Raw genomic sequence first — 20,513 nt, forward strand, 5'->3', positions numbered from 1 at the left:
ATACCCTTAAACGGCTGCCCATATACCTGTTACCGTGGTAGATACATTATGTGTATTTACTTATCTTTACACAATTTGGTTTTTTCACCCTGTCCTACTTAGGTGTAAAAGTACGTACTGCCTCGAAAGCCTGGTTTAAGATTGGCATACTTTCAATGCCTGTAATGACCGTTGAAGTTGGCAGATTCATCGCGTAATGCAGACATTCGATAGGTTTGACCACATTACTTTTGAGAATGTTTTGGTCGCCCATTGATTTCATCCCCAGTACAGCAATTCCGTCCTGAACCAGTTTGGGTAAAACTTGCCTTTCAAAACTGCGGAAATGGGCATCCATAACATTTAACGGCATCTGCACTGCATCAAAACGGAAGTTGTTTTGATTGGCAACTTCCAACATTCTCAGGTGTACTAAAGGGTCTTTGTGTCCAGTAAAGCCTATGTAGCGAATCTTGCCAGCTTTTTGGGCTTCTACAACTGCTTCCATCGCACCACCAGGGGCAAAAATCCGGTCTGGGTCTTCCATACGAATGACTTCATGATGCTGCAATAAATCAATGCGGTCTGTTTGCAAACGTTTTAAAGATTCATCAATTTGTTTAGTAGCAGCTGCCTTTGTGCGACCATCAATTTTAGTCATCAGAAAAGCTTTTTGACGATAACCATTTTGCAGAGCTTTACCCATGCGAATTTCGCTACCTCCGTTATGGTAATCCCAGCTATTATCCATAAAATTAATCCCGCGATCGAGGGCAGTACGGATCAGATTAATACCCTCTTGCTCATCTTTTGGTCTACCAATATGATGACCACCTAGACCAATTACAGATACTTGTTCTCCAGTGCGTCCTAGTTGCCTGTAGAGCATTTCACCTTTTTTTATCTGGAGTGAGGTAGGCTGATTTTGCGCTAAAACCTGTTTAGTGAAACCTTGTAAAGCAAATACCCCAGCTCCACCTAAACCAGAAGCAGAAACTAGCTTCAGTAAATCTCGTCTGTTGATATCCACAAATTAATCCTTTTGCCACAGTATGAGAACTTGCCCTGATAGCTAGCTTTGCATGGGAGCAAAATTCGCTGCTTCTAACTGTTGAAGGAGAAAAGCAGTCAGGTAGAGATAGATTTTTGATAAAGGGAGGGTAAGAGAAAAGAATATCCCATCGCTGTGTAAGTAAAGGAAAAATTGGAGACATAGGAAGCAGAAGAAGAATCTAATAGTCGTCTTTCTGATGTTGTTTCAGTAGTTAAAATGTCAATTCCAACACAGTACTTTACTCCGAAAGTGTTATTAGGGAATTGTTTCTAAAACTTGGCAAGTATCATTTGTAGCGCTCAATATTCCTTGCAAAATTTCGAAACATTTAGCGTGTGGCTCAGGAGTTGAGAAATTCCAGAAAATTTCTTTAGAAAAATCAAAATTTCAAACTTGATTGCGATAATAAGTTTAGGTAAAGGCAATAGGGAATAAGGCAGGAGTTGGAAGGGGACTAGTTAACCCGTCCAACACAATCGTGCTATTGGGATGGGGCTTCTGACCCGATGAAAAGTCGAGGGAACAAGATCCGCATCTAACCAAAAATCTTCACTGTTGCCTGTTCCCTGTTCCTTTGACCGAAAGTTAGTAACTCAAACCTGTTTATCCTCAAGTGTTAAATTTCCCAGTACTACACATGAGTAGAGCCAATGACTGCTTTATCACCAGATCATTCAATCAGTTCATCAAGTACTCATACTTTAGATATAGCTAGGCAAGAGTATCAATATAACTACAACCATATTCCATCTATTGCGATGGTGGATCAGCTTTCTATTACGGAAGAGTTCACCACTAACTGGTATTTTTTATTAGCCCAGCAGTTACGAGTTCTTTTTATCAATACCTTGATTGTCAACAGAGGCAATCAAGATTCTAAATCGATTCGTGATGATGTCGAAAGATTTATTTTAGAAGCCTTGCTCAAGGGAGCATTACCAGCCCGAATCAGCATCCTGGCAAGAATCCTGCAAATTATCCCTCAGCTTTTGCTCAAAGGGATATCTAAGGATTTTAGAGAACTCGACGATCTTTTTCATTCTATTCTGAAAGAAAACGGACTTGTGATCCTTAGAGATGCTCTAAATAGGATAATTAACCTTCTATATGAAGGACAGCCTACAGGACATGCAACCAGTCTCAAGGACTACGAAAATTTGTTTCCGGTGATTAGTCTACCAGCCATCGCTAAAACTTACCAGGAAGATGAAGTATTTGCGTACATGAGAGTGGCTGGCTACAATCCCGTCATGATTGAGCGAGTAACTACTCTAAGCGATCGCTTCCCAGTCACAAACGAACATTACCAAGCGGTGATGGGAACTGACGATTCATTAGCAGCAGCAGGGCTTGAAGGCAGGCTCTACTTAGCTGACTATAAAATTTTAGATGGTGCGATCAACGGTACATTCCCACACGAGCAAAAATATCTCTATGCTCCCCTAGCACTATTTGCCTTACCCAAAGGTTCAGACCCCACCCGTCTATTGCGTCCGATAGCCATTCAATGCGGTCAAACCCCAGGTACAGATTATCCAATTGTTACCCCTAACTCCGGTAAATACGCTTGGCTTTTTGCCAAAACAGTTGTCCAAATAGCAGATGCCAATATCCACGAAGCTGTTACTCACCTAGCAAGAACTCACTTGTTTGTTGGTGTTTTTGCGATCGCAACTGCTCGACAATTGCCACTCACACATCCCCTCAGAATCCTTCTGCGCCCGCATTTTGATGGCACTTTAGCAATTAACGATGCCGCCCAACGTACTCTCATTGCTCCAAGCGGTGGTGTCGATAGATTACTCTCAGCATCAATCGATAACTCTCGCGTTTTAGCAGTGCTAGGGTTGCAAAGCTATAGTTTTAACAGCGCCATCTTACCTAATCAATTCCAACAGCGCGGTGTAGACGATCCCAATCTCTTGCCTATTTATCCTTACCGGGATGATGCATTATTAGTGTGGAATGCCATTCATAAATGGGTTTGGGACTACCTAAACCTTTACTACCCCACCGATGAAGACATTCAAAAAGACAGAGCATTGCAAGCGTGGGCAGCCGAAATCCCAGCTTACGATGGTGGTCGCATCCCCGATTTTGGCGAAGATGGAGGCATCAAAACGCTCAATTATCTAATTGATGCCACTACACTGATTATTTTCACTGCTAGCGCCCAACATGCAGCCGTTAACTTTCCGCAAAAAGATTTGATGGGCTACGCCGCAGCCATACCATTGGCAGGTTATTTACCGGCCTCAACTCTCAAAAGAGAAGTTACTGAACAAGACTACCTTAATTTGCTCCCTCCCTTAGATCAGGCGCAACGGCAATACAACCTACTCAGTTTATTAGGGTCTGTATACTACAACAAGCTGGGCGAGTATGAGCAAGGATACTTTACAGACCAAAAAGTAAAACCATTGTTGCACGCATTCCAAAGTAATCTTCAGCAGATAGAAAATACCATCAAGCAACGTAATTTGCACCGTCCACCCTATGAGTATCTACTTCCTTCTAAAATTCCTCAGAGCATCAATATCTGAACTAAGGACAAATAACTAATGACCAATGACAAATGACAAATGACAAATAACTCAAAATAAATACTATGACACTTAAAGATAAAGTTCTCAAAGGTCACGATCGCCAGCTATGGCTTGCACCTATACTAGCCAAAGTAGGTTATGACACTGCGATCGGCAAGTTTCTGCGTTTGATTTTCTATTATACAGATGCCTCAATCATACTCAAAGCGTGGCGGGACTTTCTCTACATCCGTAAGGATAATATTGGAGACAAATATTTTGCAGTAGACCAAGCAATTATGCATTCCTCTCACTCTCAGGTGAGGGAACTAATGCAAACTCAACCACAACTGCGGGGAAATGATTTAGGCATCATCAGAATATTAGCTCCTAGCTACCTGCTTGATAATCCTCTGAGCTTGGGAACGAACGGTAACGAACACACAGGACTACGTACTGTAATCTTACAAGCCTTACCAGAACCGTCCCAAAAGATAGACTTCTTAGGGAATCTAGTTGAGCAAAGCTTGTTAGAAGCTGCTAAACAAGGCAAATTACACATCGGTAACGATTTGCCAAAGATCATGCTATCAGTTTTGCATCAACTGGTTTTTCAGATATCTTTATCTGAGAAAGAAATCACAGCATCCGATAGTTACATTAAAGGATTGGCTCTCGCATCCTTGCCTAATTTTGTTAACAAGTATCTGCTAGCAATATTAACAGCACCAAAAATTCGGCATCGTCAATATTTGACCAAGCGATATAAAGAATCAGCTTTATGGGCATCTTACTTTCAAACAGGCGCTCAGTATCAGTTGAACGAACACCAAATCGCTAATACCCTTTTCGATATGATTCATATCGCTGGTACTGCCGGCACGAGTGCGCTTTTAGGATCAGTTATTGGTGTTCTCTGCTTGGATAATGCCCTCAGAAATGATGTAGTGTCAGAAGTGAATGCAGCCTGGAATGGTAAGAAAACTTTAGACTCAGACGCTCTAGAACAGTTAACAGTTCTCAATCAAGTAATTTTAGAAACGGCTCGTCTCTATCCACCTGTGCGGTTTGTTAGCCAACTCACCACTGAAGGGGGTGAAGTTGAGATTGGAGAACAAAAATGTCCATTCCAAAAAGGTACTCGTTTGCTTGGCTCTATTCTTACAGCTAATCGGGATGCCAACAGATACCAAAATCCAGACGATTTTGACCTAACACGGAATTTTTCAGATATTTTATCTTGGAACGGTGAAGGGCATGAGCGAGCCTGTCCTGGTAAATCCTTATCAATTGGCTTTATCAAGATTTTTTGTTTACATCTGTTCCACAACTATCAATGGGACTCAATTACAGAAGTCAAATGGGATTTTGAAAAAGTGACTGCCGTTACTCCTAATAATTTAGTGCTACAAGGTTTGACTCAACGACTGTGAGTAATGAAGTTAGGAGTTATAAGTTTTGAATTAGAGGATGTTTGTAAAGTGTTTTTTGGATGTATATTAATTACGAATTCCGTTAGCAAGTCTTGTCTGCAACACTTTACATTTAGCTTACTTTCTCTTAGCAGCACGAGCATAATTACAAATTACGAATTAAAAATCAATATGGCTGAATTAATTGAAAAAAAGCAACTCGATAATATTGCAACCTGGATGATTCCAATTAAAGAAACAAACTTACCATCTATCCTTAAGGGTGTGTTCTTTATGGATGGTAATCCCCTTCCAGATACTTGCATTACTATGTATAATTCGAAATGGAATATGGAGGATATAACTTTGGTTTTAGCGACCTTTGCCCCGTTACAGTGGACTTTTCATAACTCGATTGCGGGTTGGATATTACTACGTTTAATTCAATGGTTTAAAGTAACTTATAAAATTCAATTTGAAGATGAAACGTTGCAACAAGCTCAAGTCATCCCTGTTTTGCTGGGAATACCAATTTCAACATTGATTGTAAGTTGTACAATGTCCCAATATAAAAATTCTCTTAATGGAGATATTTGGCACCGAAAAAACGTTTGGTTCGGCGGACTTTCTAGGGCTGGTGAGTATACTCTGCGTAAGGTTGTTGATCAAGATGGTTGTTATACTCCTGCTTTTAACGATATGCTTTCTAGGGTGAAAAATGAGTGTTTAGTGATTGCACACCACTCAAATTGACATGGCTTGTCCTTTTGGGTAGCAAGTTTACCCGTTTCCTAGTCAATACTCTCTTAGAAAAGCAGTCAAGACTACAAATGACTACTCATGTAATAAAAAGTATAAGCCTCTAATTCGTTATTTTGATTCAGCAATCCCAATTAGTTAAAGGCTTACTTCAAGAGATTAAACAAGAAGGCAGGATTTGCTTATAGATAATTCATATAAATATTTAGTGAATTCATTATCTAAGCAGGCTGCTCCAACACCAACAAAAAGCGATTACGATATACTGAGCCTAAATTGTAAAAGGAAATAGACCTGATGAACTCTTGTGATAATCACAATCTGCCAGACAATCAACCGTATAAAATTTACGAATTTAAAAAAACTAATCAGGAAAAAATCCCTGGCTATTTAGTAGTCAGTACTGCCAAACTGAACGTTGAGACAGAAGAACAGAATTCTAATAGATATTTATCATCAGTTGCTAATAAAAAGCTTTTTAATATCAATGATGGACAAGTTGAACCTTCAACCCAAGACATGATTGAGAAAATTGCTAAAACTTTAGAATCAAGCCCCGAACCAGAAATTATTATAAATATTCATGGATATAGTTCTACACCATCGGATACAGAGACAGGCTGCAAAAAGATTTATGAATACATTAATACGGCTATTCAGCAACCAAATAAGTATATTTTTATCGGATATAGATGGCCATCGGAAAATCCCATAAAAACGGATGAGTCTGGTTCTTTCGGGCAAAAGCTAATCAACGCACTTTCTTCTCTACCAACTTTACTAGCTATCAATTTAGCTCTGGGACTAACAATTAGTATATGGTCTGCTATAGCTTTATTATTCTTAAATATTTTGAGTAATAGCGCTGTCCACTTTTTCACAGCAATATTAATTTTATCTGGCATTATATCTGCAATTATTTTTACATTAATTATTCTTAGGTTATCTACTTATTTTCGTGATACTTATAGAGCGACTAATTACGGGGTTACAGATTTAGTTGAATTGATTAGACAGCTTGATTATACGGTAAAACTGCCCCGAAATAAACGGATTAAATTATCTTTTATTAGTCATAGTATGGGATGTTTTGTAGTTACAGATGTAATTCGTATTCTCTCTGATGTTTTTGATGTAAAATCTATTAATAAAAAACCGGATTCGGATATTGGCAATGTATTTCGATTAGGCAGACTTGTACTAGTTGCACCTGATATACCTGTAGAAAGTATCTTGCCAGGGCGTGCTAATTTCCTTCGTTCTTCTTTACGTCGCTGCGAAGAAGCTTATATATTTTGTAATGAGGGAGACTTAGCGTTACGATTTACCTCTACTGCTGCAAATTATTTTAGTTTCCCAGCGCGAACTCGTATTAGTGGATACAGGCTTGGTAATATAACAGTTAAGCATTTCAACAATAAAAATGATTTAGTGGGTCACACACCCAGATATGGAGTTGTTAATTTGCACAAGCAAGACTATGGCAAAGGTTACAGACTTGACAACCCTTATAAATATTTAGAAATTCGTTCTTCTAGTAACGAACATAGAAAACTTGAAGAGATAACTAAAATGTCAGAAGAGTGGGTACAACCCGCAGATTTATTTACATATTTTGACTGTACCGATTATAAAGATGATCGGATGGATCGGATCGGAATTGTTAGTTCTGCCATCCAAAAGCCAGCGATAAATTTTGGGAATTATATTCTCCTAACCTTGGCATTTATTCGGAAGTCTATTAACAATAGAGATCCTCAAGGTATTGATACCCACACAGGCTATTTTGGAGGTGGTTTTAGTCAGAAAGCAATTTACGAATTAGCTTTTTTAGGATTTCAAGGATTTTTAGAATCTTTGTCAATTGAAGGAGATGAGTTCGAGCAAATTAGCATTTTTTCTCAAAGATGCCAAGAAAAGCAAATTCAAGTGATTCTTGCGCCGCAAATTTATCAACAAAAAACTCAACGTTAGACAAGAGATTCCGAAATCATTGGTAATACAGGCTGGACAAACGTGACATCCTCAGTATTCAATCGATAGTACCGAACCCTCCGATCATCCTCCAGCGATCGCCACGACTCAGTGGACAGTCCGAGTTGAGTGAGATACTGTCCCAAAATCCACTGAGGAGATTCATCAAGTGAGATGGTCAGTTTGGGAATTCCCTTAACGTAAGATGCATTGCGCTTGGAGAATTCCGCCAAAATCTGAATCATCGCCTCGTCGCCTTTAATCTCAACCTCAACCATTAGATCGATCAATATGGCTCTCAGTCCCAGTCGATGACGCATAAAACCAATATTAATTCTTTTGCCATCAGCCCAGATGGGCAGAATCTGCTTAGTACTTGCGGTTTGGACAAAACTATTAAAAGTGTGGGACTGGCTTAGAGACAACATAACTAGCTCATTGGGCTAGACTGAAGAAAGTTATGAGGACGCAAATATGACTGACAAAAATCGTTCTCAATGGGACTTAGGCAGGTTTATCGAAACCCTGACTTACTTTGAGGTAATTCCTTTCCTTAACTGGGTACAGCAGTTAATCCAAGGTCGTCCAAAGGATAATCAAGATAGACCCAATGGAGGAAGAAACGTGGGTGTAATACTAGTAGCAGGTGCAACAGGTGGTGTAGGTAAACGAGTGGTGCAGCGATCGCTCCAACGGGGTTATAAAGTCCGCGCCCTAGTTCGAGACATTGACAAAGCACGGTCGATTCTAGGTAATGATATAGACTTAGTAGTTGCAGATATCACAAAATCAGAAACTTTAACTCCTTTAGTTATGGCTGATATCGAAGCTGTAGTTTGCTGCACAGCAGTGCGCGTGCAACCAGTTGAGGGAGACACAGCCGATAGAGCCAAATATTATCAAGGTGTGAAATTTTACCAGCCAGAAATTGTTGGCGACACCCCAGAAAATGTAGAATATCAAGGTGTCAAAAACTTAGTCCAAGCGGCTGCAAAATATTTACCCCAAGCAAACGAAAAACCGATATTTGATTTCACCAAGCCATCAGCAGAATTAAAAGATAACTGGGGGGCGTTGGATGATGTTGTCATGGGTGGCGTGAGTGCCAGTAATATTCAATTAGTAGAAAATACAGCTTTGTTTGCTGGTAATGTCTCCACCGCTAACTCTGGCGGATTTGCATCTGTTAGAACTAAGAATTTTGATCCCCCCTTCAACTTATCCGGTTATGAAGGTGTGAAATTGCACGTCAAAGGTGATGGACAACGTTATAAAATCTTCCTACGAACAGATACAAAATGGGATGGCATTGGCTACAGCTATTCTTTTGACACAGTAGCTAATACTTGGATAGATGTTCACATTCCCTTTGCAGATTTGATTCCCGTCTTTCGGGCAAAAGTTGTCAAAGATGCGCCGCCTATTGAGCAGACTAGAATTTGTTCATTCCAATTGATGTTGAGCAAATTTGAATATGATGGGGCTTTGAATCCCAAATTTTCCCCTGGTGGTTTTACTCTGCAATTGGAATCAATTAAGGCTTACGGCGGTACAACTTTACCACAATTTATCCTAGTCAGTTCAGCAGGCGTAACTCGTCCCGGTCGCCCTGGCATTAATTTAGATGAAGAACCGCCAGCAGTGAAATTAAATGATCAATTAGGAGGAATTCTAACTTGGAAGTTGAAGGGAGAAGATAGTTTAAGAGAAAGCGGAATTCCTTATACGATTATTAGACCTTGTGCTTTAACTGAGGAACCAGGGGGTAAGGAATTAATATTCGAGCAAGGCGATAATATTAAGGGCAAAATCAGCCGTGAAGATGTGGCAGAACTTTGCGTGCAAGCGCTAAAAATAGCACCAGCTTGTAATGTCACCTTTGAGGTAAAACAGACAGACAATACTGTTAACTCTATTGATTGGCAGAGGCTATTTTCTAACTTAGTCAAGGATAAATAAGTGAATTGATTACAGACTTATATTCCAATACCCTTGGGTTAAGAGAAATAGTAGGTTTGGGTTGCGGTTTCCCTACTTGTACCCCTACGGGGAAGCAAGCTACGCTCTTAGCGTTCTCATAGGGTAGCAAGTGGCATTTGAGGAACGAAACCCAACCTTGTATTTTAGAAAGAGTAGTAGACTGTCCCAACCTGGGTCATTATAGACCGCTTTGTAGCGTGGGTCACTATAAAAATCTCCATTACAGAACTCGAACAGTCGCCGGGGTCAAAACTTTAAACACTGAAAGTTCTCTTTTTGCCTACAAGAGAAATCCAGCAACTGTGGAAGGTCCAGCGGCGATGCGACCATCTTAACCCAATACTTTTCGGGTTTTGGGGGAAAGGGGAAAGGGTTTGAATTTCCCTTTCCCCATTGCCCTTTAACCTTTCCCCAGACCAAAAGAGAGATTATTGGGTTGAACCAAAAAGTATTGCATCTTAACCAAGAGCCACAAGTCTTTTTGCCCGTACCAGGCACCGCTGAATCTAGCGCAGAGTTCCCCTGTTGCGTCAATCTTCCCAGTCGCTATTTTTTGTTAGCGATCGCTTGACTTTTAAGACAGTCGCTACGCAGTTTAAGATTTTTGGCACTAACTGAACTGTATTGTGCTATGACTACTCTTTATAAAACTGGGTACTGGGTATTACGAAAACAGTCTCTAGTCCCCAACTAAATAGTTATGAATATCAAACGTCGGGAATTTATTACAACCTGTGGACTAGCTACCTTAGCCACCCAGATACCAGCATTTACTGCTGAAGGTAAGCCATCTCCAAACATCATCCGCAAGCCGTCACGCCTACAAGTGGGTGATACTGTAGGATTAATCGCCCCTGCGGGTATTGTTGACGCTAAAGATATCGAAGCAGCACAGCAATCACTTTGCCAATTAGGGTTAAAAGTCAAGTTGGGGAAGCATATTTTAGACCGTTACGGCTATTTAGCGGGTAAAGATATCGATCGCGCCCAGGATGTAAACTTGATGTTTAGCGATCGCACCATTAAAGCAATTATCCCCATGCGTGGTGGTTGGGGTTGCAATCGCATTTTACCTCTACTAAACTACTCACTAATCCGCTCACATCCGAAAATTATCATCGGTTACAGCGATATTACAACGCTGTTGTTGGCAATTAATGCCCGTAGTAAAATGATTACTTTTCATGGGCCAGTTGCCACATCTACCTGGAATCAATTTACAGTCGATTACTTCAAACGCATCCTTTTTAATAGTGAAGCAGTGACTATGCAAAATCTCAACCCTAGCGAAGTGCAGGTGGAGACAATAGCACCAGGAAAGGCAACGGGTAAACTCATCGGTGGAAACTTATCAGTGCTATCAGCGATGGTAGGTTCACCTTATCTACCTTCTTGGAACAAAAGCATCCTATTTGTGGAAGAAATTGGCGAGGATGTTTACCGGATAGATAGAATGCTGACGCAATTAAAAACTGCTGGGATACTTAATCAAATTGCTGGCTTTATCTTTGGGCAATGTACTAAATGTAGTCTTGGAGATGAACCATCATTTACATTAATGCAAGTATTACAACAACACATACTTCCTTTAGGGATTCCTGCTTGGTACGGTTCAATGATTGGTCATATTAAGGATAAATTTACCTTGCCAATTGGTGTGGAAGTGGAAATAGATGCTGAACTTGGCATAATACGAATGTTAGAGTCGGCTGTCAGTCTGGTTTAAGCATCAGCTTTACCACACTGACTTTGATTAAAATTTTGATAGATAGTATGAATTTCTCCTCGCTATGTTACGACTAACTGAAGTAAAGCTCCCGCTTGATCATCCTGAAGATGAGATCAAGACTGCCATCCTCAAAAAGCTGCAAATCACGGACGAAGATTTGATCAGCTATTCCATCTTCAAGCGTAGCTACGATGCCCGTAAGAAAGGAGAGATCGCTCTTGTTTATATTCTGGATGTAGAAACGACTCAGGAAACCCATCTACTCAAGCGCCTGAAAAAAGATCCTCATGTAATGATCACGCCAGACATGAGTTATCGCCCAGTGGCACAAGCACCAAGCAATTTAGCGATTCGCCCCATCGTCATTGGTACTGGGCCTTGTGGATTATTTGCGGGTTTGATGCTGGCGCAAATGGGGTTCCGTCCAATCATTTTAGAACGTGGGAAAAAAGTCCGCGATCGCACTGCTGATACCTTTGGCTTTTGGAAGAAAAAATCAGACTTCAACCCAGAATCCAATGCTCAATTTGGCGAAGGTGGTGCGGGTACATTTTCCGATGGCAAACTCTACAGTCAAGTCAAAGATCCTCAACATTATGGGCGTAAAGTATTAACCGAACTCGTCAATGCCGGAGCCTCACCAGAAATTCTCTATATCAACAAACCGCATATCGGCACCTTCAAACTGGTGGGAATCGTCCAAAGTATGCGTGCCAAAATCGAATCACTCGGCGGCGAAATTCGCTTTGAAAGTCGGGTGGAAGATATTAACATCGAAAATGGACAGGTGCGGGGAGTTACCCTCGCCAGTGGAGAATATATCGCCAGCGATTATGTAGTTCTGGCAGTGGGACACAGCGCCCGCGATACCTTCCAAATGCTATACGATCGCGGGGTTTACATCGAGCCTAAACCTTTTTCCATCGGCTTTCGGGTCGAACATCCCCAGTCTCTCATAGATCAATGTCGTTTCGGCCCTCAAGCTGGTCATAAGCTTTTAGGTGCTGCCGATTATAAACTGGTTCACCACTGTCAAAATGGTCGTTCCGTTTATAGTTTTTGTATGTGTCCAGGAGGCTTGGTGGTTGCAGCTGCATCAGAACCGGGGCGACTTGTCACCAATGGGATGAGCCAATATTCTCGCAATGAGCGTAATGCTAATAGTGCGATCGTTGTGGGCATCACACCCGAAGATTATCCGGGCAATGCCTTGGCGGGAATTGACTTTCAACGACGTTTAGAAGAACAGGCTTTTAAATTGGGCGGTGGAACTTATGAAGCTCCGGGGCAGTTGGTAGGTGACTTTCTCAACCATCGCCCCTCTACAGCATTGGGCACGGTTAAACCGTCTTATACACCTGGAGTACATTTATGCGATCTGAGCCAGAGTTTACCAGATTATGCGATCGCCGCCATCCGCGAAGCACTTCCTGCTTTTGACAAACAAATTAAAGGATTTGCAATGGATGATGCCGTTTTGACTGGTGTGGAAACCCGCACATCATCACCGATTCGGATTAAACGCAAAGAAGATTATCAGAGTTTAAATACAGTCGGTCTTTATCCGGCTGGTGAGGGAGCGGGATACGCAGGGGGAATTCTTTCGGCTGGTATCGATGGGATTAAAGTGGCAGAAGCAGTGGCTTTAAGTATTTTGAGTAATTGCGATCGCAAGTCTTGAGGCAGCAGCCCTCAGATTAGGCATTCCCAACCTTCGACTGAGAACGAAATCATATTGGATGCGATCGCAATGGGAAATTTAGCCAAACGTTAAAGCCGGTTCTTCACAGAAGTTAAATAGGGCTGACTCACTTTCTGATTCATCTTCAAAGACAGCAGAGATATACCATTCACAGGGCGAATCATTCGTATATTCAGCCCAAGCAATAGTTACTGTTTCACCCGATGGAATCCCTGAATCACTCAAGGTAAATGAAGCCCAATCTTCATCATCGACAGATACCCACAACTCTGTAATTGCTTGTTCGGTGTCATTGGTAACGGTAAAGGTGAATTGATCTGACATAAATGGCCCTGCCTTTTAGCGATAAATAAATTGCAGATTGTCAGTCACCGATTATACTGCTACTTTTTTTTAAAGATGTCATCTTAGCTGCTGTAATATATGTCCATAGGTAGTTTCAAGCTTTTTTTGGCTAGATTTAATTTTATTAAAGAGTGTTAAAAACATCACAAACGAGTCTATGGAGATAGTGGTTTGGTTAAGGCAAGACGCGATGAATCGCCGTCTCTACAAAAGACCGATTATTGTAGAGACGGCGATTTATCGCGTCTTTGTGATAATTTATCGAATCTTTAGCGAGCTAAACCATACTACAAATTGCCCTTAATACAACTCATATTTCATTAACTGACAAGGCAACGCTCCGTTGTATACCGCAATTCGCTTGGATGATTTCAGTCCAATGGATTGAGACAGTTCCTTGTTGCCACTCAGCACAAACGCAGTCCAGCCTTTGAAGCGTTGTTTCAGCACATCGCCCAAAAGTTTGTAAAATGCCCCTAAATCAATATCTCGCCCCAGCCGTTCGCCATAAGGTGGATTACAGAATAAAATCCCACTGTCTGCGGGGGCGACAACATCAGCAAGCTCCATCTGAGAAAACCATACATGATTATCAACGCCACAGTTTTGGGCATTGTTAATGGCTTGCTCGATTATATTTTCATCGCGATCGCTTCCCCAAATAGGTGCGGGAAGGGTATCCAGTTGGCTGTCCTTAGCTTCTTGGAGCAGCTTTTCTAAAAGGGACAGATCAAAATCGAGCCAATTTTCAAATCCAAAGGATTCACGAAACAGCCCTGGTGCTATGTTCAGTGCCTTTAAGCTAGCTTCCAGAGGTAAAGTACCAGATCCACAGAGAGGATCGTAGAACATTTGGTTTGGCTGCCAACCCGAAAGTTGAATCAGAGCAGCAGCCAGAGATTCCTTGAGAGGCGCTGATCCAACCGCAGGACGATAGCCTCGGCGGTGTAGACTATTTCCAGAACTATCGAGTTTAACGGTACAAAAGTCGCGCTCAATATGAACATTAACCCGCACATCTGGTTCATGAAGTTCGACATTTGAACGCTCACCCAGCTTTTCCTGCTGCTGATCGACGATCGCATTTTTGACCTGTAGAGATGTGAAATGGCTGTGGTTGAGGTGAGCGTTTTTGCCTGTGACATTCACCGCCAGCGTCATGTCTGGCGTTAAATAGTTTACCCAATCAATAGTCTGGATACCGCGATAGAGATCATCGGCATTTTGGCAAGGAAACTCATCGATATCCACCAAGATTCGGAACGGTAGCCTAGCCCAGAGGTTGACGCGATAAAGCAGAGTGCGATCGCCCTCAAAGGCAACACCGCAAAATCCTGGCTCCACAGAATGGGCACCCAGTTGCTCTAACTCCTGAGCCGCCAGGGTTTCTAATCCGCGAGCAACTGTTGCAAAATAATTCATAATTCGTAATTCGTAATTAAAGGCTACTGAGACGCTCAGATCCCCGACTTCTTGAAGAAGTCGGGGATCTTTTTGTTTTGAAACTCAGATTAATCTAGAAATTTCTAAAATCAATCATTGTCTGACGATAAGCATCTGGTAAACCTGTATCAAAACAGTTACCTTTAACAATATATCCTGTCATTCCCTCTTCCTGACGCAATCTTTCCAGACAGGATGTTAACTGAAATTCACCTCGTTCTTGAAAATTTTGCTTGATGTGTTCTGCTAGAAAGTCAAAAATTTTCGGTGTAAGTAAATACAATCCAAATATACCTAAAAAATCATTTTCTGACATTCCCTCTACACGCAGATGCTGTTGTGCATACTCAATGGTTGGTTTTTCATAGAGTTGTGTAACTGACAAAATCGAGTTTAACTCTTGCCAAACTCCTGTAACACAACCAGCTTTATGAATAATTTCTGCTGGCATTTTAGTTAAAGCAACAACGCTTTGATTAATTTGTTCGTAAGTATCTAAAACTTGACTAGCACAAGATTTTTCAATATCAGATGTATAAATGTGGTCGCCCAACATTAACAAAAATGGCTCATCTTTTACCCAATCTTTAGCACAAAATACCGCATGACCATAACCTAATTGCTCCTCTTGCAATAGGATGGTAACTTTGCTACCTAAATCTTCAAGATATTGGCTATATTCTTTATTTTGCGGTGAAAGTTTATCTAAAAGTTCTTTTTTGGGTGGATTTTTCAATAAATCTGCAAATATTTCTTGATCATCCGGTTGCACCACGATCCCGACTTCTGCAATTCCAGCACTAATTGCCTCTTCAATAATTGCGAGAATCACAGGTTTTGCCCTCCCATCCCGATCAATAATCGGAAAAAGTTCTTTTTTCACAACCTTAGTCGCTGGAAACAACCGAGTCCCAAAACCAGCTACCGGAATTACAGCTTTTCTAACTTGATTTTTCTGCATAAACCTTGCTTCCTCTCTCTGCGGACTCTGCGCCTCTGCGGTTCGTCACCCCAACTTCTCAAACAACTGTGCCAACACCACATTAGAAAACAAAAACCCTTGGGGATCAATCAAACGCAACCTTCCCCCTGTAACTTCCACCCAACCTTTATCAAAATATCTTTGCAAACACCTGCAAACTTCCTCCACCTTCTCTTCGCCAAACGCCTCCACCAACGCCGCCAAACTCAAACCTTCCGCCAAACGCAACCCCAACATTAACGTTTCTAACAATACTTCCTTTGGAGGGGTAACATCACAATCAATTACACCCCCAGCTTGTACCCACTGGTAATACTCCCTAGTCTTACGCGGACGAGTGAAGCGTTTCCCCTCAACATAACTCGCCGCACCCATACCAAAGCCATAGTAAGGGCGGTTTTCCCAATAAACTCGATTATGCCGACACTGATGCTTAGGTTGGGCATAATTGGAAATCTCATAATGCTCATAACCTGAACCAGTCAAAGCCTGCTGCGCTATCTGGTACATTTTGACTGTGACTTCATCCGTAGGCAAAGGAGTATCACCTGGTTTGTAGTAACGACCAAAGGCTGTACCTGGTTCGATGGTAAGATCGTATATGGAAATGTGAGTGGGTAAAAGTTCTACCGCTTTAGTTAGAGAATCCTGCCATTGATCCAAAGACTGATGCGGCAACCCAGAAATTAAGTCTAAGCTAAATTCGGGAATCTCGACTTGGTGGATTAACTCCACAGCTGCGAAAATATCTTCAACTGAGTGCGATCGCCCCGCCCTTTGCAATAATTCTTTTTGAAAGGCTTGTACACCCAAACTTACCCGGTTCACACCTGCACTGCGATAGCCTACTATATGTGCTAAATCAAAGGTACCTGGGTCAATTTCCATAGAAATCTCTGCCCCAGATGCAATACCAAAATGCTTCTCCAATTCTCCCACTATCCGTTGTAACTGTTCTGTTGATAGCAGCGAAGGAGTACCACCACCGAAGAAAATTGTCTTTAGGGGTTGACCAAAGCTTGGTGTAATGGCAATTTCTTGACATAGCACCTCAACATATTGGGAGATAGTACCAGATGTTTCGCCCCGCAAGCGATCGCCCACAACAGACACCGGGAAATCACAATAAAAACACCGCCGTCTGCAAAAGGGAATATGCACATAAGCAGAACTCGCAATTTCAGAAATACTCAATTTTTGACTCATTTTGCGAAAATTTTTAAGTTAAGCCAACTGCGAATTAGAGACAATGAAAATGAAGAAAGAATTCAGGAGTCAGGAGTCAGGAGCCAGAATAATCGTAAAAGCAAACGTGCAATAACTTCTTGATTTTATTAAAATTATTAAGTTTGGGTATCAAAGTCTTCTTAATTCTGACTTCTGGATTCTGGATTCTGAATTCTTGCAAAATGAGCAGTTTATTTACAAATTTTTGTCGTTTTACAAAGAAACAATGAAAAATATTAAGATAAAAGCCTTTAGTTATAATAATTGCAGATATTGTCAGCCTAAACCCTTAGTCTAAGTCAATATTGATTAGTTTATCTTACCGATGAAATAAAAAATACTTAAGTTTCTCGGTGAACACAGTTGCAGGAAAACAACATAACCATGCTTGACGCAATTATCATTTTCTCATTTATCCTGGCAGCTTCGGGAATAGGGTTCTACAGCACTGAACTACTACCCAATGGCACTCTCGATCAGGTAACGAATCTAGAAGCTTTACGCTTAGTTGTTGCCGTCTTTGCCGCTATTATTGGTGGTGCGATCGGGCTGAGTTTCCAGACGACATATCGCCGTCTAGAATCACAAGTCAAAGAAATGCCTCTGGAAGTGATCTTAACTCGTGCCATTGGCTTAGTAATTGGCTTGTTGCTAGCTAACCTCATGTTAGCCCCACTATTCTTACTACCCATCCCCGCGGATTTTGGATTTATTAAGCCGCTTGTGGCAGTTGTTGGTAGTATTATTCTCTCCGTCACTGGTATGAATTTGGCAGACACCCACGGGCGAGGTTTGCTACGGTTCATTAATCCCAACACCGTCGAATCGATGGTTGTGGAAGGAACGCTAAAACCAGCTAATACCAAAGTTTTAGACACCAGTTGCATTATCGATGGTCGCATAGAAGCGCTATTAGAAACAGGGTTTCTGGAAGGACAAATTCTCGTACCGCAATTTGTCTTGCAAGAACTCCAACAAGTAGCGGATGCTAGCAAAGATCAAAAGCGCGTGCGGGGAAGGAGAGGACTAGAAATTCTCAACCGCATTAAGGAAGAATATCCCGATCGCATTTTGATTAATGCAGTTGACTACGAAGATATCCCCACAGTGGATGCCAAGTTAGTACGTTTTGCCCAAGAAATTAGCGGCACACTGCTAACTAACGACTACAACTTGTCTAAAGTCGCCAGCGTTCAGAAAGTGCCTGTTTTGAATGTGAATGATTTAGTAAATGCCGTCCGTCCCAGTTATTTACCTGGCGACAACCTCGATTTAAAAATTCTCAAGGAAGGCAAAGAACCCAGTCAAGGTATTGGCTATCTAGATGACGGCACAATGGTAGTCGTTGAAGAAGGCAGCAATTATGTGGGTGGTGAACTGCGAGTAGTAGTCACCAGTGCTTTGCAAACCACCGCAGGAAGAATGATTTTTGCCAAACCCCAAGCATCAGCATTGGCGTGAGGGAAATGTTCGGTGCAATTAAATATAAATTGTGCAATCGGTGCAGTCAACCTGCACCGATTATTTATTTTGAATCACCGGATTCGCTTACCTGCAAATACTGTAACTGCTCAATTGATAACCCTGTCAATCTTGCTATCTGTTCTAATGGCATACCAGTATTAAAAAGGTTGCTTGCCACTTCAAGCAAAGCTTCAGCTTTCCCTTCTTGTAAAATATCTTGATAAATCACTGACTCGCGCATAATGTCTGACCTCAAAACTCGTCTAATAACCTCTTTATCTAATACTAAACCAGCTAAAATAACCGTGGAAGCGGCAATATTACTTTGAGTTCTTGATTCTGTAATACCGTTGATTTCACGCGCTACTTCATTTAGTATAACTTCTGGCTCAATTGTACTACTCAACACTGCCAAAGGTAAAAGTCCAGGTGTTCTCAAAAATACTTCGGTTGGTTGTTACCAAAGTCTGATAACTGCAAATTCATGGCGTGTTCCAGCAATTGTAAATGTATTTTGTTGCACCAAATCCGAATTTGTCTGCTTAAGGTAAATTACGACTTGATGCATTGATTTGTGGGGAAAACGGCGATACACTCGCAATCGATAGTCAATCATCCGAAAAGGGATTTCTGCATCCACTTGGGTTTGAAATTCCAAATGCAAGATGTTTTGCTCCGACTGTAGCAGAATTAAGGCATCAGCACGAATGGGTTCTAGAGATAATTCTTTTGGACTTAGTTCGGTTAAAGTAATAGGTTTGCCTAATAACCAAGTGGCGAAGTCGCTGGAGAAATTTTCAGCTAAAAATTTACAGATATTGTCAAACATTTGAGAATTTTACTAAACAGATCGCTCATTTGCTATTTATCTGCAATTATTTTTTAATCAAAAAATTTTATATCCTCTAATTTTCATAAATTTCTAACGGCAAATTATCTGGATCTTTAAAAAAAGTAAATTTTTTACCTGTGATTTCGTCAATTCTAATATTTTCTGTTTCTATACCTTGAGAGTTTAAGTAAAAAACAGTTTCGTCAATATTATCAACTTTAAAAGCAAGATGTCTCAAACCACAAGCTTCTGGACTACTAAATCGTTGCGGCGGATTGTGAAAAGAGAATAACTCTATCTGACCATTTTCTCCAACTTTTAAATCTAATTTATAAGAATTTCTTTCGGCACGAAAAGTCTCTTGAATAATCGAAAATCCTAATGTCTCGACATAAAAACTTTTAGAGCGCTCGTAGTCAGAACAAATAATAGCTATATGATGAATGTCAGTAATTTTCATGGATATTTTGTTTTTTATAAAATTCTTAAGAGAGTGTATGCAGTTGCGACACAACGACATTACACCCTCTGAAGTTGAGGTTAAGCTTTAATCTTTTTAATTGATCTTACCTTTCTTTTCAGGAATAAGCCAATACTGCCAATCAGAAGTGTGCTATCTAAAGTACTAGGCTCCGGTACTTTTCGATAAGAAACTGTACCAGAATTGAGAGTTTCGGAGGATACGGAAAATGATGTTCCAGAAATTTCGTAACTTTTAGAAGGATTAACTTTGTCGAGGAAGCTGTACAGCAATCCAATAGGTGCGTTATCGGCTAAGGATACAGTTGTAAATGCAACGGGATAATCTGGATATTCAATATCATCCTTGGCAGTATAAATATTGGGGTCATTATCGAATTGAAAAGTTAGGGACTGAAGTGGTGCTACTGGAAAATTATCATTACTGAAAGTTGAGTCATCAAAGCTAAATAAACCGTTCCCCTTAGCTGTAGAACTATCAACACTGAAAGCATAATTAACAATTGCAGCCGATGCGGATTTAGTGCTTAAGGTAGCCAAACCAAAAATAAGACTAGTAGCGATCGCTAATTGTGGAAACAATTTCATATCGATTATCCTCAAAATAGATTTGTGTAAGTGATCTC

Annotated in this window: 16 protein-coding genes and 1 pseudogene; 8 read left to right on the forward strand and 9 right to left on the reverse strand. The window is 40.9% G+C overall.

What is annotated here, in order from left to right; all coding sequences use genetic code 11:
- Positions 1-94 precede the first annotated feature (94 nt).
- On the reverse strand, positions 95-1,009 hold the full coding sequence (locus H6G86_RS31630; protein WP_313931522.1) for an aldo/keto reductase: 915 nt from the start codon (positions 1,007-1,009) through the stop codon (positions 95-97).
- Between the two features lie 674 nt (positions 1,010-1,683).
- Here H6G86_RS31630 and H6G86_RS31635 point away from each other — a divergent pair.
- The 4 genes from H6G86_RS31635 to H6G86_RS31650 all read left to right on the forward strand — a co-directional run bounded on the left by H6G86_RS31635 (position 1,684) and on the right by H6G86_RS31650 (position 7,703).
- Positions 1,684-3,576: a lipoxygenase family protein gene (locus tag H6G86_RS31635; RefSeq protein WP_190937647.1), complete on the forward strand. Its 1,893-nt coding sequence runs from the start codon at positions 1,684-1,686 to the stop codon at positions 3,574-3,576.
- Between the two features lie 65 nt (positions 3,577-3,641).
- The gene (locus H6G86_RS31640; RefSeq protein ID WP_190937648.1) at positions 3,642-4,991 is read left to right on the forward strand and encodes a cytochrome P450; all 1,350 of its coding nucleotides are present in this window, start codon (positions 3,642-3,644) and stop codon (positions 4,989-4,991) included.
- A gap of 171 nt (positions 4,992-5,162) precedes the next feature.
- A complete protein-coding gene (locus H6G86_RS31645; RefSeq protein ID WP_190937649.1) occupies positions 5,163-5,723 on the forward strand; it encodes a hypothetical protein in 561 nt (186 codons plus the stop codon).
- 303 nt (positions 5,724-6,026) lie between these two features.
- A complete protein-coding gene (locus H6G86_RS31650; RefSeq protein WP_190937650.1) occupies positions 6,027-7,703 on the forward strand; it encodes an alpha/beta hydrolase in 1,677 nt (558 codons plus the stop codon).
- On the opposite strand, the gene H6G86_RS31655 is transcribed toward H6G86_RS31650, so the two are convergent.
- Positions 7,700-8,131: a hypothetical protein gene (locus H6G86_RS31655; RefSeq protein WP_190937651.1), complete on the reverse strand. Its 432-nt coding sequence runs from the start codon at positions 8,129-8,131 to the stop codon at positions 7,700-7,702. The genes H6G86_RS31650 and H6G86_RS31655 overlap by 4 nt on opposite strands.
- A 46-nt stretch (positions 8,132-8,177) precedes the next feature.
- On the opposite strand from H6G86_RS31655, the gene H6G86_RS31660 reads away from it, so the two are divergent.
- The 3 genes from H6G86_RS31660 to H6G86_RS31670 all read left to right on the forward strand — a co-directional run bounded on the left by H6G86_RS31660 (position 8,178) and on the right by H6G86_RS31670 (position 13,093).
- On the forward strand, positions 8,178-9,662 hold the full coding sequence (locus tag H6G86_RS31660; RefSeq protein ID WP_190937652.1) for a CIA30 family protein: 1,485 nt from the start codon (positions 8,178-8,180) through the stop codon (positions 9,660-9,662).
- 721 nt (positions 9,663-10,383) lie between these two features.
- On the forward strand, positions 10,384-11,409 hold the full coding sequence (locus H6G86_RS31665; RefSeq protein ID WP_190937653.1) for a S66 peptidase family protein: 1,026 nt from the start codon (positions 10,384-10,386) through the stop codon (positions 11,407-11,409).
- Between the two features lie 64 nt (positions 11,410-11,473).
- On the forward strand, positions 11,474-13,093 hold the full coding sequence (locus tag H6G86_RS31670) for an NAD(P)/FAD-dependent oxidoreductase (RefSeq protein WP_190937654.1): 1,620 nt from the start codon (positions 11,474-11,476) through the stop codon (positions 13,091-13,093).
- 78 nt (positions 13,094-13,171) lie between these two features.
- Here the strand turns inward: H6G86_RS31670 and H6G86_RS31675 are convergent, their stop codons facing one another.
- The 4 genes from H6G86_RS31675 to hemW all read right to left on the reverse strand — a co-directional run bounded on the left by H6G86_RS31675 (position 13,172) and on the right by hemW (position 17,090).
- Positions 13,172-13,438 (reverse strand): hypothetical protein, encoded by a 267-nt coding sequence (locus tag H6G86_RS31675; protein ID WP_114080135.1) that lies wholly within the window; start codon positions 13,436-13,438, stop codon positions 13,172-13,174.
- A 321-nt stretch (positions 13,439-13,759) separates the two neighbouring features.
- On the reverse strand, positions 13,760-14,881 hold the full coding sequence (locus H6G86_RS31680; RefSeq protein ID WP_190937655.1) for a THUMP domain-containing class I SAM-dependent RNA methyltransferase: 1,122 nt from the start codon (positions 14,879-14,881) through the stop codon (positions 13,760-13,762).
- 94 nt (positions 14,882-14,975) lie between these two features.
- Positions 14,976-15,863 (reverse strand): UTP--glucose-1-phosphate uridylyltransferase, encoded by an 888-nt coding sequence (locus tag H6G86_RS31685; protein ID WP_190937656.1) that lies wholly within the window; start codon positions 15,861-15,863, stop codon positions 14,976-14,978.
- 45 nt (positions 15,864-15,908) lie between these two features.
- Positions 15,909-17,090 (reverse strand): radical SAM family heme chaperone HemW, encoded by a 1,182-nt coding sequence (hemW, locus tag H6G86_RS31690; RefSeq protein WP_190937657.1) that lies wholly within the window; start codon positions 17,088-17,090, stop codon positions 15,909-15,911.
- A gap of 405 nt (positions 17,091-17,495) precedes the next feature.
- Here hemW and H6G86_RS31695 point away from each other — a divergent pair, with 405 nt between their 5' ends.
- Positions 17,496-18,572: a PIN/TRAM domain-containing protein gene (locus H6G86_RS31695; protein ID WP_114080131.1), complete on the forward strand. Its 1,077-nt coding sequence runs from the start codon at positions 17,496-17,498 to the stop codon at positions 18,570-18,572.
- Between the two features lie 64 nt (positions 18,573-18,636).
- Here H6G86_RS31695 and H6G86_RS31700 read toward each other — a convergent pair.
- The 3 genes and pseudogenes from H6G86_RS31700 to H6G86_RS31710 all read right to left on the reverse strand — a co-directional run bounded on the left by H6G86_RS31700 (position 18,637) and on the right by H6G86_RS31710 (position 20,475).
- Positions 18,637-19,404 (reverse strand): annotated as a pseudogene (locus H6G86_RS31700) (Rpn family recombination-promoting nuclease/putative transposase).
- 76 nt (positions 19,405-19,480) lie between these two features.
- Positions 19,481-19,867 (reverse strand): SMU1112c/YaeR family gloxylase I-like metalloprotein, encoded by a 387-nt coding sequence (gene gloA2 / locus H6G86_RS31705; protein WP_190937658.1) that lies wholly within the window; start codon positions 19,865-19,867, stop codon positions 19,481-19,483.
- Between the two features lie 80 nt (positions 19,868-19,947).
- Positions 19,948-20,475: a PEP-CTERM sorting domain-containing protein gene (locus H6G86_RS31710; protein ID WP_190937659.1), complete on the reverse strand. Its 528-nt coding sequence runs from the start codon at positions 20,473-20,475 to the stop codon at positions 19,948-19,950.
- Between the last annotated feature and the right edge of the window lie 38 nt (positions 20,476-20,513).

This window comes from Nostoc sp. FACHB-133 (assembly GCF_014698055.1).
GTDB lineage: Bacteria > Cyanobacteriota > Cyanobacteriia > Cyanobacteriales > Nostocaceae > Nostoc.

Excerpts from the sequence above, each read along its gene's own strand:
- H6G86_RS31635 (WP_190937647.1), top strand. The coding sequence starts at position 1,684 with ATGACTGCTTTATCACCAGATCATTCAATCAGTTCATCAAGTACTCAT.
- H6G86_RS31640 (WP_190937648.1), top strand. The coding sequence starts at position 3,642 with ATGACACTTAAAGATAAAGTTCTCAAAGGTCACGATCGCCAGCTATGG.
- H6G86_RS31645 (WP_190937649.1), top strand. The coding sequence starts at position 5,163 with ATGGCTGAATTAATTGAAAAAAAGCAACTCGATAATATTGCAACCTGG.
- H6G86_RS31650 (WP_190937650.1), top strand. The coding sequence starts at position 6,027 with ATGAACTCTTGTGATAATCACAATCTGCCAGACAATCAACCGTATAAA.
- H6G86_RS31655 (WP_190937651.1), bottom strand. The coding sequence starts at position 8,131 with ATGTTGTCTCTAAGCCAGTCCCACACTTTTAATAGTTTTGTCCAAACC.
- H6G86_RS31660 (WP_190937652.1), top strand. The coding sequence starts at position 8,178 with ATGACTGACAAAAATCGTTCTCAATGGGACTTAGGCAGGTTTATCGAA.
- H6G86_RS31665 (WP_190937653.1), top strand. The coding sequence starts at position 10,384 with ATGAATATCAAACGTCGGGAATTTATTACAACCTGTGGACTAGCTACC.
- H6G86_RS31670 (WP_190937654.1), top strand. The coding sequence starts at position 11,474 with ATGTTACGACTAACTGAAGTAAAGCTCCCGCTTGATCATCCTGAAGAT.
- H6G86_RS31675 (WP_114080135.1), bottom strand. The coding sequence starts at position 13,438 with ATGTCAGATCAATTCACCTTTACCGTTACCAATGACACCGAACAAGCA.
- H6G86_RS31680 (WP_190937655.1), bottom strand. The coding sequence starts at position 14,881 with ATGAATTATTTTGCAACAGTTGCTCGCGGATTAGAAACCCTGGCGGCT.
- H6G86_RS31685 (WP_190937656.1), bottom strand. The coding sequence starts at position 15,863 with ATGCAGAAAAATCAAGTTAGAAAAGCTGTAATTCCGGTAGCTGGTTTT.
- hemW (WP_190937657.1), bottom strand. The coding sequence starts at position 17,090 with ATGAGTCAAAAATTGAGTATTTCTGAAATTGCGAGTTCTGCTTATGTG.
- H6G86_RS31695 (WP_114080131.1), top strand. The coding sequence starts at position 17,496 with ATGCTTGACGCAATTATCATTTTCTCATTTATCCTGGCAGCTTCGGGA.
- gloA2 (WP_190937658.1), bottom strand. The coding sequence starts at position 19,867 with ATGAAAATTACTGACATTCATCATATAGCTATTATTTGTTCTGACTAC.
- H6G86_RS31710 (WP_190937659.1), bottom strand. The coding sequence starts at position 20,475 with ATGAAATTGTTTCCACAATTAGCGATCGCTACTAGTCTTATTTTTGGT.